15 protein-coding genes are annotated in these 17,830 nt (G+C 56.9%); 1 reads left to right on the forward strand and 14 read right to left on the reverse strand.

The window, feature by feature from the left end:
* Window positions 1-16: 16 nt before the first annotated feature.
* The 13 genes from G7Y41_RS07515 to G7Y41_RS07575 all read right to left on the reverse strand — a co-directional run bounded on the left by G7Y41_RS07515 (window position 17) and on the right by G7Y41_RS07575 (window position 15,469).
* The gene (locus tag G7Y41_RS07515) at window positions 17-958 is read right to left on the reverse strand and encodes a sugar-binding transcriptional regulator (protein ID WP_165216265.1); all 942 of its coding nucleotides are present in this window, start codon (window positions 956-958) and stop codon (window positions 17-19) included.
* Between the two features lie 176 nt (window positions 959-1,134).
* A complete protein-coding gene (locus tag G7Y41_RS07520) occupies window positions 1,135-2,805 on the reverse strand; it encodes a ribulokinase (RefSeq protein ID WP_165315898.1) in 1,671 nt (556 codons plus the stop codon).
* A gap of 179 nt (window positions 2,806-2,984) precedes the next feature.
* The gene (locus tag G7Y41_RS07525) at window positions 2,985-4,352 is read right to left on the reverse strand and encodes a sn-glycerol-1-phosphate dehydrogenase (protein WP_165315899.1); all 1,368 of its coding nucleotides are present in this window, start codon (window positions 4,350-4,352) and stop codon (window positions 2,985-2,987) included.
* Window positions 4,353-4,373: 21 nt separating this feature from the next.
* Entirely contained in the window at window positions 4,374-5,936 is a 1,563-nt protein-coding gene (locus G7Y41_RS07530; RefSeq protein ID WP_165315900.1) for an FGGY-family carbohydrate kinase, read from the reverse strand.
* A gap of 152 nt (window positions 5,937-6,088) precedes the next feature.
* The gene (locus G7Y41_RS07535) at window positions 6,089-6,961 is read right to left on the reverse strand and encodes an HAD-IIA family hydrolase (RefSeq protein ID WP_165315901.1); all 873 of its coding nucleotides are present in this window, start codon (window positions 6,959-6,961) and stop codon (window positions 6,089-6,091) included.
* Between the two features lie 123 nt (window positions 6,962-7,084).
* Window positions 7,085-8,044, reverse strand: coding sequence for a DUF7973 family transport facilitator (locus G7Y41_RS07540; protein ID WP_165216275.1), 960 nt, complete (start codon window positions 8,042-8,044; stop codon window positions 7,085-7,087).
* Window positions 8,045-8,172: 128 nt separating this feature from the next.
* Window positions 8,173-8,652, reverse strand: coding sequence for a ribose-5-phosphate isomerase (locus G7Y41_RS07545; protein ID WP_165216276.1), 480 nt, complete (start codon window positions 8,650-8,652; stop codon window positions 8,173-8,175).
* A gap of 399 nt (window positions 8,653-9,051) precedes the next feature.
* The gene (locus G7Y41_RS07550) at window positions 9,052-9,696 is read right to left on the reverse strand and encodes a DAK2 domain-containing protein (RefSeq protein WP_231367414.1); all 645 of its coding nucleotides are present in this window, start codon (window positions 9,694-9,696) and stop codon (window positions 9,052-9,054) included.
* Window positions 9,697-9,698: 2 nt separating this feature from the next.
* Window positions 9,699-10,703, reverse strand: coding sequence for a dihydroxyacetone kinase subunit DhaK (locus G7Y41_RS07555; protein ID WP_165216278.1), 1,005 nt, complete (start codon window positions 10,701-10,703; stop codon window positions 9,699-9,701).
* A 58-nt stretch (window positions 10,704-10,761) separates the two neighbouring features.
* Window positions 10,762-11,823 carry an ABC transporter permease gene (locus G7Y41_RS07560; RefSeq protein ID WP_196819489.1) on the reverse strand — a complete coding sequence of 354 codons (1,062 nt, stop codon included), beginning with the start codon at window positions 11,821-11,823 and terminating at the stop codon, window positions 10,762-10,764.
* Window positions 11,820-12,869, reverse strand: coding sequence for an ABC transporter permease (locus G7Y41_RS07565; RefSeq protein WP_165216279.1), 1,050 nt, complete (start codon window positions 12,867-12,869; stop codon window positions 11,820-11,822). The genes G7Y41_RS07560 and G7Y41_RS07565 overlap by 4 nt, the downstream gene beginning before the upstream one ends.
* Complete coding sequence (locus G7Y41_RS07570) at window positions 12,866-14,365, reverse strand: sugar ABC transporter ATP-binding protein (protein WP_165315902.1); 1,500 nt, start codon at window positions 14,363-14,365, stop codon at window positions 12,866-12,868. The genes G7Y41_RS07565 and G7Y41_RS07570 overlap by 4 nt, the downstream gene beginning before the upstream one ends.
* Window positions 14,366-14,428: 63 nt before the next feature.
* Window positions 14,429-15,469: a substrate-binding domain-containing protein gene (locus tag G7Y41_RS07575; protein ID WP_165315903.1), complete on the reverse strand. Its 1,041-nt coding sequence runs from the start codon at window positions 15,467-15,469 to the stop codon at window positions 14,429-14,431.
* 394 nt (window positions 15,470-15,863) lie between these two features.
* Between G7Y41_RS07575 and G7Y41_RS07580 the strand changes: the two genes are divergently transcribed.
* A complete protein-coding gene (locus G7Y41_RS07580; RefSeq protein WP_165216281.1) occupies window positions 15,864-16,625 on the forward strand; it encodes a DeoR/GlpR family DNA-binding transcription regulator in 762 nt (253 codons plus the stop codon).
* A 209-nt stretch (window positions 16,626-16,834) separates the two neighbouring features.
* Here the strand turns inward: G7Y41_RS07580 and G7Y41_RS07585 are convergent, their stop codons facing one another.
* Window positions 16,835-17,824 carry a malate dehydrogenase gene (locus G7Y41_RS07585; RefSeq protein WP_165216283.1) on the reverse strand — a complete coding sequence of 330 codons (990 nt, stop codon included), beginning with the start codon at window positions 17,822-17,824 and terminating at the stop codon, window positions 16,835-16,837.
* Between the last annotated feature and the right edge of the window lie 6 nt (window positions 17,825-17,830).

The raw sequence follows: 17,830 nt of genomic DNA on the forward strand, positions 1-17,830 counted from the left end.
AATTCGATGCCCATCCTCAGGGCGTCTGAGACAGGATCGCCTCGGCAGTGACCTCATCGGCCACAACAATCGACGCAAGCCCAATCGACAGGGCAATCCACATGGGGAGAACCTTTTGCGGACCCGATCCGACAAGCATCTTGCGCTTCGCCCGACGAACAGCATCAAGGGACACCCCGATTGTCCGAGCTTCCAGCTCCTGCGACACCGGGTTGCCTTCCCTATCGACGAAGTGGGAGAACAGGTCAGTCGCCGCTCCCATGTTCCGCAGTTTGTCCATTCCCGCAGGAGAGAGAAAACCCGAGCGCACAAGCACGGACTCGTTCTCTAAGACACCCGGAGAGTAGAGGAGGAGATCAGATTTCGGCCCAGCTGTCAGGGTCTTCGCCACCGACGGCTCCCGGCGCAACCTGCGGCCGAGCTCCGCGTCCGTCACAATTGCGGGGGCGGGAAGCATATGGCCGATGCCGCGAGCTTTGCGTGCCATGAGGCCAATAGAATCAGCAACCTCGTCATCGTTGGAGCGGACCAAACCACCATATGTCTGATAGATGTCAACACCCGAAGCCCAGTCGTCCGGCATCGCGTGTGACACCTGAGTAATCGTCCGACCCCACGCAACCCCTATGGACTGCGGACGCGGGCGGATCGCGGTAATGAAGTCAGCGCTGGCCTGCGCGACAAGACGTTTCGTTGCACCCACCGAATCCTGCTCGCGGACAATGATGGCATCGGTGATGTCGAATGCGTCAAGGAAACGCTTCTCCAGGGAACGCACGCGGGCCTGAGGGTGGGCAATCGTGATGCGCACGATGCCGGCTTCGCGGGCTTCCTCCAGGAGACGCCCAACAGTCCACCGGGTGCAGTGCATGCGCTCTGCGATAGCCCCCTGCGTGAGATTTTCGTAGTAGTAGAGCTGCGCAGCACGCAGCGCAAGCATCTCGCGATCGCCTTCCACAGCTACTTCCTCCTGAAATCTGTCGTCCTGCACATCTGTTCCACGGGGATATCCCCCGCCACGTGCGAACACGTGGCGGGGCTGGTGTGTTGTGCGCACGGATGAGCTAACGGCCGCGTGAACACCGAGACATCCCCGGAGTCATGGAACCGCGCTCACCCGACGAAGCGGATTCGTTAGCGGTGAGATTCAATTCCCTCCGTACGCAACTGACGAAGCTCATGCATCATGTCACCCTGACCGAAGAGATCGTAAAGCGCCTTGTACTGCGCGTAGAGACGGTCGTAACGCTCGCTCGCGTGAGCATTCGGGGTGTACACCGTCTGAGAAACTCCGGCCATTGACTGAGCAGCCTCGGGAACATCCGCATACTCTCCCGCAGCCACAGCCGCAAAGATCGCGCTCCCGTGAGCACCGGCCTGCCCTGTTCGCGCGATCCTCAACGTACGCTTGGTGACATCCGCATAAATCTGCATGAGGAATGCGTCCTTAATGAGGCCACCCGCAATAAAGATCTCATCAACCGGCACTCCGTGTTCCTCGAAGTTCTCAATGATCACGCGCGCCCCGAAGGCCGTGGATTCCAGCAGCGCACGGTACTGATCCTCGGGTCGGCTCGTCAGCGTCTGACCCACAATGAGACCGCTGAGACGTGAATCCACCAGTGTCGAACGGTTACCGTTCCACCAGTCGAGGGCAACCAGCCCGTGCTCACCAACCTCCTGTTTCTCAGCAAGACCGCCGAGGATCCGGTGAATGGACACTCCCTGTTTCTTGGCCTCGTCGAAGTACTCCTGTGGAACGCAGTTGTCAATGAACCAGGCGAAGGAATCACCGACGGCGCTCTGACCTGCCTCGTACGCCCACGCACCCTCACAGACGCCACCATCAACAACACCGAAAACACCCGGAACTTCTTCGAGGGTGGTCGACGGAAGAATCCAGCACGTTGAGGTTCCGAGAATACCCGTGAGTTGGCCGGGCTTGACTGCTCCAACCGACACGCACTGAACATGGGCATCAATGTTGCCGGCGGCGATGGCGATGCCCTCGGGAAGGCCAAAGACCTCAGCCCATTCCTTTGTCAATCCACCAACCTTTGAGCCGAGCGGAACGATCGGGTGACTCATCTTCTCCTCGAAGATGTTCTCAAAACCGGGCGCAAGCTCCCTGAGATACTCGCGGGAAGGATAGGTCCCGTCCTGATACATCCGCTTGTAGCCAGAGTCCCCCGCCGCATACACGAGCGTTCCCGACAGTTGCCATGTCAACCAGTCAACGATGTCGAGGATCTCAGCGGTTTCGGTGTAGAGTTCAGGGGCCGTCTGAAAAAGTTCAAGGGCCTTTGGCATGAGCATTTCGGAGGAAAGAATCCCACCGTAACGAGAAAGCCATTTCTCTGCGCGTTCTTTTGCCAGCGCAACGATCCGGTCGGTCTGTTCCTGAGCTCCGTGATGCTTCCAGAGTTTGAGGTATGCCTGAGGTTCGTTGACATACTTCGGGTTTTCACACATTGGTGAACCCTGAGCATCCGTGATGACAACCGACGCGGATGTGCAGTCCAACCCCATGCCGATGACCTGATCAGCCGGGATACCCGCATTCTTCAATGCCTCGGGGACAACACGTGCGAGAGCAACCAGGTAGTCTCCGGGAACTTGCAGGGCAAACTCCGGGGGCAGTGCGCGCCCATCCCCCGCAGTCAGGGTCCGATCCATAATCGGCGTCGCATATTCACTCACCGCATCGGCCACCAACTCGCCATCGCTGACGCGAACAACGGCGGCACGAACGGACAGAGTTCCAAAATCCAGACCAATGACGTACGTCTGATCGTCGTTGACCATGATGTCTTTCCTTCTTTGTCGTGTGTAATTAACGAGGACGGACCCGCTTCGCGGGCCTGGCGCCTCACCGAGGATCACTGCGGACATTCCGGGGGCGCACAGACAGTCACACCCCTGATGATGGTCGCCGCGGCGGACCGGCTGCCACGGACCGCCGCTCGTCCTCGTCAATGGAATGATCACGCACTCTGATGCGGGTGACGGCCCCAGTAGCCGTCGGGAGCGAAGAGAGCGTCGATAACGGAATCCAGCAGTCCCAGGTCCATCAGCAGGTCGAGCACCGTGTAGCGGGCACGAATCATCTGGGCCTTGATGTGGGTCGTGCGGAAACGCTCCATGTCGATGCCGATCATCTCAGGGTGGAACGGTGCCCCAACTTTCTCAAGGCGCTCGGCAGCTTCCTCGGGACTAATGAGCTGGGGGCGCACGCGTTCAACGATCCTCGGCCACGCAGCCTGAATCGCTTCGATGCGTTGACGCAGCTCATCGCCCTGAAGATTCTTGAACACGGAATGTTTAACTGCTTCGTCGGCGATGCGCGGAATGAGGAGTTCGCGAACGGACTTCTCAACTTCCTCGTCAGTGCGAGCAGCGGCAACAATGGCGTCGACGTCCAGCGCGTTCATATCGATCGCGAGGGCTTCCTCCCAGATCGCACAGGATGCGACGGTGCCCACACCAACTTTCATGCCATGAGACAACGGCGGTTCCCAGTCGAGGCCGTGGCCTTCCATTTCCCACACGTGGGAGAATTGGTGGCCCGCACCCGAAGCTGGGCGCGACGATTGGGCAGCCTGCATGGCCAACCCCGACATGATGTTGCCTTCTGCTAATCCGGTGATTGCTTCGACGTCGCCCTCGCCAATTTTCTCGGGATCGGCAAGTGCTCCGCGCAACGGACCCTGAACCAAGGACCAGACGTAGTCGTCAATCGCTTCGATTCCCAGTTCGTCGGCAAGGATCCAGTCGGCACCCGCTGGGATTTTCTCAATGAGGTCACCGTAACCCGTGGCGATGAGGCGCTGCGGTGAGGCGGCGATGACGCGCAGGTCCGCGACAAGGGCAGTCGGCGCGGGGCAATTGCGGGTGATCTTGAATCCGTCTTTCGAGATCGAGGCGCCGAAGGCAGCGTAGCCGTCAACCGAGGGGGCGGTGCACACATTCATGTAGGGACGTCCCAGCTCACCGGAGGCAAGTTTCGCAATGTCGTTGAGTGTGCCCGCCGCGATTGAGCAGACAACGGTGTTGTCGAGGGGACGAATGTATTCGCGGAGCTTTTCGACGTTGTCGTACCCGGCGTAGAGGGTTGGGGTTCCGGGGAATACGTAGGGTTCCTCGGCGAATTCGGCACCCGCGGACTTCAAGGAAGCAACAACGGCTTCACCGGCGGCAGCGAAGGTATTTCCATCAGCAACGACAAGCACGTGACTTCCGGGAAACATCCGGGTAAAAAGATCACCCGTCTGGTCGAGGACATCCGTCCCGAAGACAATGTCTTTCGTCTCCGTGGCGGTTGTCAGAGCTTGTTCGATGAGTTCGTTCGACATGATTCCTTGTTTTCCTCCTGATCACACAAGGTGATCAACCATTTCGTGGGAGAGGTCCTGCAAACGCGGGTACGTCTCCATGTACTTCGTGAAGTAGAACTGGTATTCCTCGTGGATGTCGGCGCGAGGTTCGATACGGTCGGCTTCGCGCACCATGTAGCGGGCTGCGTCCTGGATCGACTGATACTGGCCGGAGCCAACTGCCGCGAGCATACAGGAGCCCAGGACCACGGCGTCACCGACTTCTGTGAGGGTGACGGGAAGACCTGTGACGTCGGAATGCATCTGCATCCAGTCACGAGATTTCGTTGCACCACCGCAGGCAACGAGCTCGGTTGAGGTGAAACCTGAATCCTCGAAAGCCTTCAGGACGTGGGCTGTGCCGAAGCAGACGGCTTCTTCAATCGCGTGGTACACCTGCTCAGGCGACGTTCCCAGAGTCAATCCCCACATGATGCCACGCGCCTTGGAATCCGTGTACGGAGTGCGGTTGCCTTGGAAGTACTCGTTAATGATGAGGCCGTTGGACCCCGGAGGCATGTGTGAGACGCGCTCATCGAGCACCGCGTACGGATTCAGGCCGAGGCGTTCGGCGGCACCCGTGAGGTCACGGCAGAAGTTGTCTTTGAACCACTTGAGTGTCGAACCAGACGAGACCAAGCCACCTTCACAGGTGTACTGACCGGGGATGACGCCATCGGTGTATCCGCCGAAGAAGCCCTCACCGTGAAGCGGGTTCCCGGACTGACCCGTGATGACGTGAGAAGACCCCGTGATCACTGCGGTCTTCCCGGGGGACACAACGCCCAGGCCGATTTGTCCGGCCCATGCGTCCGCACACCCCTGAGCAACCGGGGTTCCAGGCAGAAGGCCGAGCTCGTTCGCAGCGCTGACGGAAAGTCCACCAACGGGGGTGCCGAGGTCGAGGATCCGCTCGGGGATCTTGTCGAAGACATCACCGCAGCCGATGTGTTCGTAGAACTCAACGGGCCATCCGCCCTCGTCACGGTTGTAGTACATGCGCAGTGCGGCGGAGTTGATGTTCAACGTCCACTCCCCCGTGAGCTTGTATGTCAGCCATTCGGGAGCATCAACAAGACGGTAGGCCTCGCGATAGATGTCCGGCTCGTTTTCTTTGAGCCATGCGGCCTTAAAGGGATACCATTCGGCAGTCGCGGGCATCGTACCGCCGCCGTTGTACAGGCGCGCCCAGTGATCGATGGTTTCGGCGCGGGCCGACTGTTCGGTGGCGCGCACGTCCATCCACATGATCGCGTTGCGCAGCTCGCGCCCGTTCTTATCCATCGCAACAACGGTCATTGTTGTTGCGTCGTAGGAGATTCCGGCGATATGACGAGCCGGAATTCCCGTTTCGTCGAGGACCCGACGGGTCGAGGCCACGATTGCGTTCCACCAGTCCTGCGGGTTCTGTTCGGCTTGGCCCGGACGAGGGTGAGAGGTCTTATACGGTGTCGCCGCGAAGGCAATGGGGTGTCCGTGCAGGTCAAAAATTGCCGCGCGGCACGATTCGGTTCCGTAGTCGAAACCCATGACAAAGGGGCCTTCGTATCCAGGAGCAACCATGATCTTTTTCTTCTTTCTTCACACGTCTTTGTGGATTTAGTGGGTGAGGTTCAGGGCCTGAAATGGCCCAGTTTGAGGTAATGCTTCGCCCAGCGACCTCGACTCAATACCGTCGAGATCGCACGATGTATTCATTGTCGGTGCGGTGTCTGCTAGTTCACGGGATCGTTGTCTTCGGTCCAGCCGTTCTCTTCCCAGATCGCCTGGGGAATGAGTCGGTCAACGCGGTCGAGGACGAATGTGGGGCGTTCCTTGGGGTCGCGGGCAAGGGCTCCTTCGAGTGTCGATTCCCCCGTCAGAGGCATTGCTGAAAACATCCCGGTGTTGACGGCCATCTGAATGTCGGTACCCAGGCGATCACCAACCATCATGCAGTTGGCTGGATCAACATCGAGATCCCCGAGGGCTTCCTCAGCCATCGCTGGGTTCGGCTTGCCAATGACCATTTCGCATGTCGTGCCGGTGCACGCTTCGATCGCCGCGATCATCGCTGCACAGTCGGGCTCTCCGCGCCCACCCGGGAACGGGCAGAAACGATCGGGGTTGGTTGCAACAAGAATCGCGCGCTTGTGGAACCAGATCGCGTCAAAAGCAATCTGGAGCTTGCGGTAATCGAAGGTGCGATCGTAGGAGGCAACGACGATATCGATCTTTTCGGGATCGTCACTCATCGGAATCCCCGCCTCGCGGAACGCACGAATCAGGGGGTCTTCCGCAATCGGAAAGACGGTGGCTCCGGGCTTATTTTCTTTGAGCCACCGCGTCATTGTGACAACGGTATTCGCAATCTCATCAATGGGAGTTGGAAGCCCCATTTTTTCGAGCTTCTCCACATACTGACCGGGGTCCTTCGTGGGGTTGTTCGAGAGGAATCGCACCGGGATGTTGCGCCGGCGAAGCTCCTCAACGAGGCGTTTGGCACCGGGGAGGAAGTTGTCACCCAGGTAAATGGTTCCATCCATGTCGAAGACGTACGCGTCGTAGAGCGTGGTGGGCCACTGCGTGAGTTCCTCAGCTGAATCCATGATGCTTTTCCTTGTGAAATCGCGAGTATCGGTATCGTTAATGTCGGTGGGAAACGGGGACAACAGCTCCGTGTCAGACATGGACGCCTCGCACGTCCGTGTCCCCGTTTCCGAGCACCTGACTTAGGCAAACAATGCCGCCGAACCAACTGCCAGTGTATTCATGAACCAGATGACACCGGCCGGTGGATCAATGTGAGTGTCGCCGTGGGCGTAGGTCCAACGTGCGAAATACTCCCCAGCGAAGGCCGCAACGATTCCGAAAACTGTACCGATGAGGACAGCAACGAGGCCGGAGCCGACGATCGGGAAGTAGATGGATGCGGCAAGCGCAGCGGTGATCGTCATGTGGTGCGTCACCGGGAAGCGCCACCCCATTGCAACGAAGAAAATGCACAGAGCAGAGATCGCAAAGGGGATGACCTGGACATTCGCTGCAACTGCATCGGGATTGGCCGAGGCCGGAGCAATGTAGCCGCGGAGCATGACGGCAGCGCCTGCGGCGAGCATCGACGCGAACAGGCCAACCGTTGTCAGCTGAGCGGGCTTCTCCTGCCAGTCGAGCCAGCGGGCGTCGTCAGTTGGGGCTGTGATCTTGTGGAACACCGAAGACTTGCCGAAAATGATGCGGGCAAGAATGCCCGAGCAGACCACTGTAAAGGCAACGGAGTCCGTGTGAGTCCCGAACCACGGGATCATGACGATGAGTTTGTGGAAGACGTATCCACCAAGACCAAAGAGGGCGCCTACCCAGAGGACATCTGGGCGTCCAACTCCCGCAAGCGGGCTGTTGACGTCCTTACCGCCTCCGTCGAGCACGTTCTTTCGAGCCGCGTAGGCAGCAGCTGCAACACCACCGGCGAAGGCAATGTGCGGGCCGAACACCGGGCCGAAAGACACGTAGTCAAGGAATGCGCTTGATCCTGTTGTCACGAGAACTGCGAAACCAACAAGGATTGTCACGCCGGTAAAGGCAAAGGCAAAGTTCGCGCCAATCATGGCACCGAAGGCTCCCCCTGCAAGCGCAAGGATCAGCCAAAAAAGATCCATGTTGGCGAAGGTAAATACTGCATCAGGTGTCATATCTTCGTCCTTGAAGAGGGGATCTCAAAGGATCCATTGGGATGGACGAGCTTTAAGGGGATGCGCTCGTGAACCGAGCTTTCGGGTGCCGCCCCAGCTCGCATAAGGGCGGCACCCACGTCGTTGTGTCAGCAGCCGACGGATTCGACCGAATGTTCTCGGTCGTATTCGTCGAGGGCGGCGACCTTAGGGGCCGAGTGCGAGCTCGGGTCGAATTCGTATCCGAGCCATTCGTTCGTCAGCTTCCGGGCAAGCTCAAGGCCGATGACGCGCTGCCCGAAGGTCAGGACCTGCGCGTTATTCGATTTGACGAGGCGTTCAACGGAGAAGGAATCGTGCGCAACGGAGGCACGAATCCCGGGAACCTTGTTTGCCGCCATCGCAACGCCCATTCCGGTACCGCAGACGAACAGCCCGCGATCAGCTTTTCCGCCGGCGATGATTCGTGCGGCTTCGACGGCGACATGCGGGTAGTCAACGTCTTCACCGGATGAAAGCCCAGCGTCGATCACTTCGTCGACTCGGGGGTCAGCTTCGAGGTCTTTCTTGAGAATCTCTTTGTAGTCAACGCCAGCTGAGTCTGCGGCAACAACGATCCTGAATCCCATGATGCCTCCTTGCGTCGTCACGATGACCGAGGGCCAACCCCTCGCTATCCAGGTCGCCTCAATTGTTTCTCCCCGAAATTTTTCCCGTGCAAAATGCACCCAGGTGCGAGCTGTTGAGGTGTGCACTTTTGTTGCTTATCGAGGAATTTCCGCAAATTCTGACGACCTGTTTGACCAGACATCGGCGTCATAGGACAACGAGAGAGCGACTGTTTTCGCACGACTTTTCGGGCGACATACCAGCCCAAGGACATGAATCTTTGAGTACGCAATCAGGACAGCACGTGCGTGGACATACCGGGTCCTCGATCATCCAAGGCCCACTGCCCTATCGCCCCCACAGACGAAAATCGGGGCATGCCGGTCAAGCGGCATGCCCCGATCCACGTGAGATTCAATTTATCCGTCGTACACTGCGGCCTTTGGACCTGTGTCACCATTCTCTGCGTCGCGCCAGGCCTCAAGCATCCTCAAAAACGCGGTCGCTCCCGGATCTTGAAGTCCAATACTCCGATCCTGTAGCCACGATGCTCGGCCTCGTTTTGACTGAAGATCGCGCGTGCGAATCACCGCATCTGCGGCCGCTTCGATTGCCGCATCGATCGGTGACTGAGGAGACGCTGCGAGCGCATCAGCAGCCGGAACGATCGCATCAAGAATTGTCTTGTCGCCGACCTGGCTCTTTCCTCGATGCGAAATGCTGTCGGCAGCCGACCGTATGAACAATTCGGCATCAGCAACAGTAATTTCATCTTTTCCAGACCATGCTTTCGATCCCTGAAGCAGTCCGCCAGCGACAAGCGCCGCCATTGTTGACGGATTTGCATTTGCGAATGCCTTCGCGCACGCCCTCGTCAAATCGGAAGGAGCAGAATCATCCGCTACGTCATCGAGAGCCTCGATAACGGCCTTTGCTCCTGCGGAGATCGTGATGCCAAGATCTCCGTCTCCGAGCACCTGATCGAGGTCGCGCAGTTCGTCGGCAGCTCCGATTAATAGAGCCATCGACTGACGGACCTGATTCTTCAATTCCTGAGTTTTCATGCTCACTCATGCTCCTCGAAAAATGGCGACTGTGCCGGTGCGTCCAGAAGTTCCACAATTTCATCGTCGAGTGCGAGGAGCGAAATTGATGCCCCCGCCATCTCCAGACTCGTTGCGTATTCACCGATGTATTTCCTGTCGATGGACACTCCCTGCTCACTCAGCCGCTGGTGCACCCGTCGGTAAAGAACATAGAGTTCTTCCAGTGGAGTTGCGCCAAGACCGTTGACCAACACCGCAACTCGATCCCCTGATGTCACGTCAAGATCCGCGACAATCGCATCGAGGATCGTATCGGCGATGTCGTCAGCGCACACGAGCTCTCCGCGATGGATTCCAGGCTCCCCGTGAATACCGATACCGATTTCCATTTCGCCGTCAGGTAGCTCAAAACTTGGGGCTCCCGTTGTTGGAAGAATCGTCGGCGAGAGGCCAACACCCATCGTCGCAGTCCGGTCGATGACTTTTTCAGCGATAGCCGCAACTTCGTCAAGGGAGTCGCCACGTTCTGCTGCTGCACCCGCTGCCTTGTATGCGAAGAAAATTCCGGCGACGCCGCGGCGATCTAGCTTTCGGTCTTTTCCTTGTGACGCGACATCATCGCGTCCGAGGACGGTGCGAATCTCGATTCCCTCAAGCTCCGCCATGTCAGCAGCGAGGTCGAAGTTAAAAACATCCCCACCATAGTTGCCGTAGAGGAAGAGAACGCCTGCGCCCCCGTCAACAGCTTGGGCTGCTTCGAAGCACTGTTGGACACTCGGCGATGAGAAGACATTGCCGATTGCGACGCCGGAACACAAACCTTTTCCAACGTATCCCTTAAATAGTGGGAGGTGTCCGGATCCGCCGCCGGTGACGATACCGACTTTCCCCTTCACCGGCGCATCTGCGCGCACGAGAATACGAGGATCGTCACCGGGTGTTTTCACCTGATCCGGATGAGCCAAGAGAATTCCTTCGATCATTTCATCGACGAAGCGATCTGGCTGATTGATGATTTTCTTCATGGGAAACCTTTCGGTTGATTGGTGGAGAACTTGATGCGGTGTGTGTATCCGCTATCTTTTACGCCCGACTGGTGCGCCGATTTCGGCGAAAAACTTTCGACCAGTTCACTTGATCAACAATGAGCACGGTGATGAGAATTGCTCCCTGTGCTATTGAGTACTGGAATGTCGACAGACGTAACGCCGTGAAACCGGATTGAACAACCTGTAGCGTCATCGCCGCAAGGAATACGCCGGCAACCGTGGCGAAACCACCGTTTGGGTTCGTCCCACCAAGCACAGCGATCACGATGACCAGCAGCACATAGGACGCTCCGTAGTCCGCGGATGCTGTTGGATTACGTGCAATGAAGACGATACCTGCAACAGCACCCAGAAGACCTGTGAGCAGATAGCTACGCATCAAGAGAGACCTGGAGTTAATCCCGGAATAGCGGGAAGCTACTGGGTTCGCGCCTTCAAGCGTCAAGCCAAGCCCCAGTGGAGTACGTCCAATCAAGAAAGCAACAACACCAGCGATCGCGATGAATACGAGAAATAGCGCGGGAATAACCCAGATTGCAGTCTTTCCAAAGAGCGTCAACCCGCTTGGCGATCCGTAGAGGGTCTTGCCTCCTGTCCACACCACCGCAAGGCCGTTAAAGATCTGCATTGTGCCAAGTGTCGCGAGAATTGGAGTCACACCGACATAGGCGATGAGGAAACCATTGACTGCGCCGGCTGCAAGCCCAACAAGAAGGGCCAGCAGAATCAGAGCGGGACCGAGATTTTCTGCCAGCGCTTTGTCGTGCGCCGCAAGTGCTGTGAACGATGTGGAGATCGTGATCGCTGCAAGATTGGCAATCGACACCAGTGATAGATCAATACCTCCGGTCAGCATCGCGACCATCATGGCAACGGCGAGGATACCGATTTCTGGAACAGCCAGGAGCATGTTCTGCATGTTGAGACCCGTCAGAAAGACCCGAGGGGAGAGCAACGCGAACAATCCGAATGCGACGACGACCAGAATCATCATCCGCAGGATCGAGTGATTCGAATGTACACGAGCAAGAATGTGCTTCGTCCACTCATCAACACGATGATTCGTCTGCTTGAGAGTTAATTGAGAGTCGCTCATGCTGCCGCCACTCCTTCCACATTGATGCTCGTCCGTTGTGCCGCTTTCTTCGCTGACAAAGCCTGAATACCTACACCGACGATGAGCAGCACACCGACTGCCGTACGCTGCCAAGCGCTGGGAACGCCAATCAAGATCAAGCTGTTGTTAATGATCTGAACCAAAAGAACACCAAGAACAGTTCCACGTACCGTTCCTCGGCCACCGAAAATGGATGCCCCTCCAAGAACAACAGCAGCGATAATGTCGAGTTCTGAGCCAACAATTTCTTGTGGATTCGCAGATCTGCCCATAATCATGTAGATGACCCCAGCTGTCGCAGCCATCGCACCCACAAGCACATACACAAGGATCTGCGTTCGTTTCACCCGGATTCCCGCACGACTTGCTGACTCAATATCGCCGCCGATTGCGTAGACCGATCGCCCGAACATTGTGCGAGAAAGTAGCCACGCAACAACAACGGCCAGCACAACTGCGGGAATAGTCATGACATGAAGGAGAGCAACTCCCGTTTCGGTTTTCGTCGTCCAAATGTTCACGGTCGAGGCGCTCGCCATTCCTGACGGCAGTTCAGCGATGTACCGTGACCCGACATACGCCAGAAGTACACCCATGAACATCCCTTGAGTTCCAAGGGTGACGATCAGAGTTGGGAGCCGCCATTTGGAAATAATGAATCCGTTAATTCCGCCGAGAATAATTCCCATAGCAATCGCGCAGGCGAAAGAGCCAAATAATCCGAGATCAATTCCCGTCTGGAGCTGGAGAACGATCGTCGCATAACCAGCGAAGGACGCAATCGCCGCGAACGACACATCGATGCCACCTGAAATAATGACGAGGAGAACACCAAGTGCGTAGATTAACGGAACGATCGATGACCTGATGATTGCGAACAACGTTGAGAGCGTGAAGAAAGCCGGGCTCGCAATCGACATCCCAATGATCAGCGCGAGAAGTACTAACAGCAAAACGCCCTCATTATTCGGACCTTTAATTGCGTGCACCACCGTTTCAACACGCCTATTTTTCGCCGTGCTCATGCGACCACCAGCTCTCGAATAGTGTCTGCTTCCATTTGATCGCCGGCGAGTTCAGCTTCGATACGGCCATTGCGCGTCACGAGGACACGATGACAGCAGGAGACCAATTCAGGAGCATCATCGGAGATGACAATGACGCTCATTCCTTGACGTGCTTGCTCTCGCAAAATGTCAAGAATCTCCGCTTTAGAGCCAACATCTACGCCAACAGTCGGCCCATTCAAGATGAGAATCTTCGGATTCCGTGCAAGCCATTTAGCGAGGACGACACGCTGCGCATTTCCGCCAGACAACGTCCGAACGGCTGCCTGAACATCGGGCGCTTTGATTCTCAATTCAGAAAAATACCGACCAATTGTTACTTTGATCTTTCCCGTCCGAAGCGTGTGCATCTTCGACGTATGCTGATCAATCGACGCCGCAACGACGTTGTGTGCAATAGATTGGTCCAAGAACAGGCCTTCCGTGAGGCGATCTTCTGGGACATATCCGATGCCAGCTGCAATCGCGTCTGTGATTCCGCGAATGTTCACAACTTTCCCGTGGACCTCTATAGTCCCGGAATCCTTTGGCAGGAGACCGAACAGGGCTTCGGCAATTTCACTTCGTCCAGATCCCAACAGACCTGTCAGTCCGACAATCTCACCGGCCTGAACCGAGAAGTTCACGTCCTTCAATGCTGTCCCGGCATTAAGACCGGTCACTCGGAGCATGACCGGGGCTTCGGGCTGAAGTTCTGGGACACGTCGCGTCTGATCGAGTTGTTTTCCCGTCATATGGACGGCAATGGACTCCCGATCAAGTTCACTTGCCGGTGCGTCGAGAACATTGCGGCCTGATCGCATAATGGCCACCCGCTGAGAAATCCTCATGACCTCGTCAAGCTTGTGTGACACGAAGACCAAGGCAACGCCTTCTGCGCGCAGTTTTTCAACGACCGCGAAGAGGCGTTCAACTTCGTGATGTGTCAGAGCTGTTGTCGGCTCATCCATAATGAGCAAGCGGGCATCATTGGCCAGTGCACGACAAATCGCCGTGAGTTGCTTATCTGCCACGGACAGCTTCTCAACATCCACATCGAGGGGAAGTTTCACGCCGAGGCGTTCAACAACTTCCCGCGCGAGCGATGTACTCTCTTTGCGACGATACAGGGCTTGCCGCTGTGAGATCGCTCCTGTCAGCGCAATGTTCTCAGCAACTGTCAAATTCGGGAAAAGGGAGAAATCCTGGTAGATCACTTGGATTCCTGCCTTCATCGCAGCGAGGGGGCTGATGCCGTCCATCGTGTCCCCGTTGATTTCGATGGTGCCTGAATCCGGCTTGTGGACTCCGGAAATAACTTTGATCAGCGTGGATTTTCCGCAGCCGTTTTCACCAGCGAGACACAGAACTTCTCCGGGGTAAACACTGAGCGAGACTCCGTCGAGAGCGAGAACCCCATCAAAGTTCTTCACGACATCTTTCACCGTAAGAAACGGTGTTCGCGAGTCAGTCATAGGTAACTCCTTTGACCGGGTTGGGGATGCGTCGACCACATCCCCAACCCGTGTCTATGAGCGTCAGAAATCGTAGCTCTTGGCTTGTTCTGCATCGGCAGCGATTTGTGCTTGCCCGACCCAGACGTTGTCGTAGCCATCAAGTTTCTTCAAGCTGTTGTAGCCTTCGATCCCCAGATCAGTTCCTTCAGTGATCTCTCCACCTTCAGAGAGAATCTTGGCGATCTGGAGCTGGGCGCGTCCGGCAAGCGCCGGATCCCAGAAGAAGATCTTGTCAATCGATCCGGTCGCGAGGTACTTCGCAGCGGCCGATGGAATCGACGTGCCCATCACGCAGACGTCATTTTCCAGTCCGGCCTCTTCAATCGCGCGAGCGATACCGGGGACATCGTTTCCGGCAGATCCCTGGAAGGCTTTGATATCCGGGTACTTCCCCAGAACTTCTTTTGCCTTTTCGTATGCAGCGGTCTCGTTATCGGTCGATTCGATCGGTGTCTCGACGCGTTCCATCTCAGGGAAGTTCTTCTGCTGGTACTTGTAGGCCGCTTCAACCCACTCCATGTGAGTCTTTGCCGTGAGACCACCGACAAACTGAACGTACTTGCCTTTTCCACCGGTGCACTCACCGATGTTCTTCATGATGTCTTCACCGTAGCTCGCATTATCAAATGCCTCGATATCGATATCGACGTTTTCAATGCCCGTTGCCTCGTGAGCAACGACCTTGATTCCCTGTGCGCGAGCTTGTTCAAGCACTGCCGAGAGCGCTTCGGGAGAGTTGGGAACCACAGTGATCGCCGCAGGCTTTTGCGCGATGAGATCCTGGATGATCTGGATCTGCTTCTCAGGACTCACGTCGTCACCGCCTTCGGTGCGGGTGTCGAAGCCGTTTTCTTTGCCCCACTCGACAACACCGACATCCATGCGATCGAACCACGCGATGCCCTTGACTTTAACGACGGTGACCATCGTCTGCGCATCGGTACCTGCTTCTTTCGAGCCTGAATCGCCAGTAGTGCTCGAACCACCGCCGACCGTGCTACATGCACCCAGAGTCAGTGCAGACGCAGCGGCAATAGCTGCCATTGAATAACGCACCTTCATGTCATCACTCCTTCGTGACTATGTGAATGATCACGGCACATCATCAGCGCGCCTTCGCGCTCGGACTTCCAAATCCGCGCCGCGATCACCCATCATACTCACGATTCCGCGCACTACAATCCCTTTTTTATGCGCGTTTTCGCGCAGTATGCACGAGAATCACGACATTTCCACGGGAGATCAGGACAATTACCCCCGATCTTTCCCTGATATCACGCAGACTCGTTACTCAATCGTTACCATTTACTCGAGACGCGACACAATGCGCGTTTTCGCGCAATACATGCTTGCTAGCGAACTAGAATTCGTTATGATGATCTTTATACTGACGCGACGAGGCGTCGATGAGTAGATCCCATACCCTCAAGCTCTAAAACCGCGATTTGAGGAAAACATGAATCGGCAGGAACGCATACTCGCACTGCTGGAGGAAACCGGATTTGTCACCGTCTCCTCCCTCGCAGCCCAGCTTCGGGTGAATGTCTCGACAATCAGACGCGACCTTGCACAGATGGCTCATCAAGGGCTGCTTCAACGAACGCACGGCGGGGCAATCCCCCTGAAGGAACGCACGCTTTCCACGGTAACTGAAGTCCCGCACCTTCAGGAAAAACGCGCAATCGGCCCAGCGATGGCCGAAAGGATTCTCGAAGATCAAACGGTGTTCCTTGATACGGGAACTACCTGCCTCGAGGTTGCGCGTGCCCTCAACCAAGAACACGTGACAATCGTGACCCATGATCTATTGATCGCGATGGAAGTGCTCCGTCACCCCTCACTCAACCTCGTATTCGTCGGCGGGGAGCTTCTTCCCACATCCACTCACATGTGGGGACCAACAGCGATTGATCAGATCGACAAGATCCGAGTCAATGTGGCAATTTTCGGAGCAAGTTCGATCATGCAGGACGGGATCTACGGAAACGGCGGTTACTCCCTTGAACTTCAACGAAAAGTTCGCTCGATCGCGTCTGAAGCGTTCTTCGTTGCCGACTCAACGAAATTTGGCCGTCAAGCAATGTACAAGATCCTCGGAATCGAAGACTTCACGGCAGGAATCACGGACTCACTTCTGACACCGATGACAGCAGCTTCGTATCCGATTCCCCTCATTCGCGCTCACGTCGAATTTCCCCCGGGTGACACACACGCCTAAGTGCGGCGGTCGAGCCAACACCGGACGAGGTCCGACAACTGCGCCGGCACGATCAACAGAAATTCCTCCGGCGCCTGAACGTGCTCGCCAGAAGACGACGGGCGAAAAACCCTGAGGGGGTTCGCGATCGTCACAGATCGCGAACCCCCTCAGTCCTCGTTCATTCACGTCCCCAGGATGACCTGGACAACGTGATGATCAACGGGATGTCACTTGATGAAGCCGAGTTCCTTCACCGTGTCGTACTCTTCCTGGAGAGCCTTGACGTTGTGCTCAATGCCGGCGCGCGTTGCGTCGGTGATCTCGAGGCCGTCAACGATCTGCCATTCGCCACCGTCGGACGTTGCGGGGAATCCGAAGCACAGGCCTGCGGGAACGCCGTAGTGCGTGCCGTCAGACATGACACCCGCGGTCACCCACTCGCCTGCCGGTGTGCCGTTGACCCACGACGACATGTGGTCAATGGCTGCGTTCGCAGCAGAAGCCGCGGATGATGCGCCACGAGCCTCGATGATTGCGGCGCCACGCTTGGCAACGGTCGGGCGGTAGTAGTCGGCCAGCCATGCCTCGTCAACGAGTTCGGTTGCAGGCTTGCCAGCAACCTTCGCGAAGGAAATGTCGGGGTACTGGTCGGCGGAGTGGTTACCCCACACGATGACGTCTTTGATATCGGCGTTCGCGGCGCCGGTCTTGTGGGCGAGCTGTGCAACCGCACGGTTGTGATCCAGGCGCATCATCGCGGTGAAACGAGAAGCCGGGACATCCGGTGCGGCATTCTGGGCAATTGTTGCGTTGGTGTTCGCGGGGTTGCCAACAACGAGGACGCGCACATCGTCAGCAGCACCGTCGTTGATCGCCTTGCCCTGAGGACCGAAGATACCGGCGTTGGCCTCAAGAAGGTCAGCGCGTTCCATTCCCTGGCGACGCGGCATCGCGCCAACGAGGAATGCGGCATTCGTGCCGTTGAAAGCCTTGGTTGCGTCGTCGAAAATCTCCACGCCAGCGAGCGTGGGGAACGCACAGTCGTCAAGCTCCATCGCGGTGCCCTCGGCAGCCTTCACGCCCTGGGGGATCTCAAGGAGGTGGAGTTTAACGGGGACATCGGGACCGAACAGCTGACCGGAAGCGATACGGAACAGCAGGGCGTAGCCAATATTTCCGGCTGCGCCGGTGACGGTAACGATGCGGGGCTGAGCCATGAGTGA

Origin of the sequence: Schaalia sp. ZJ405 (assembly GCF_011038885.2) — a bacterium.
In the GTDB taxonomy this organism is placed as follows: domain Bacteria; phylum Actinomycetota; class Actinomycetes; order Actinomycetales; family Actinomycetaceae; genus Pauljensenia.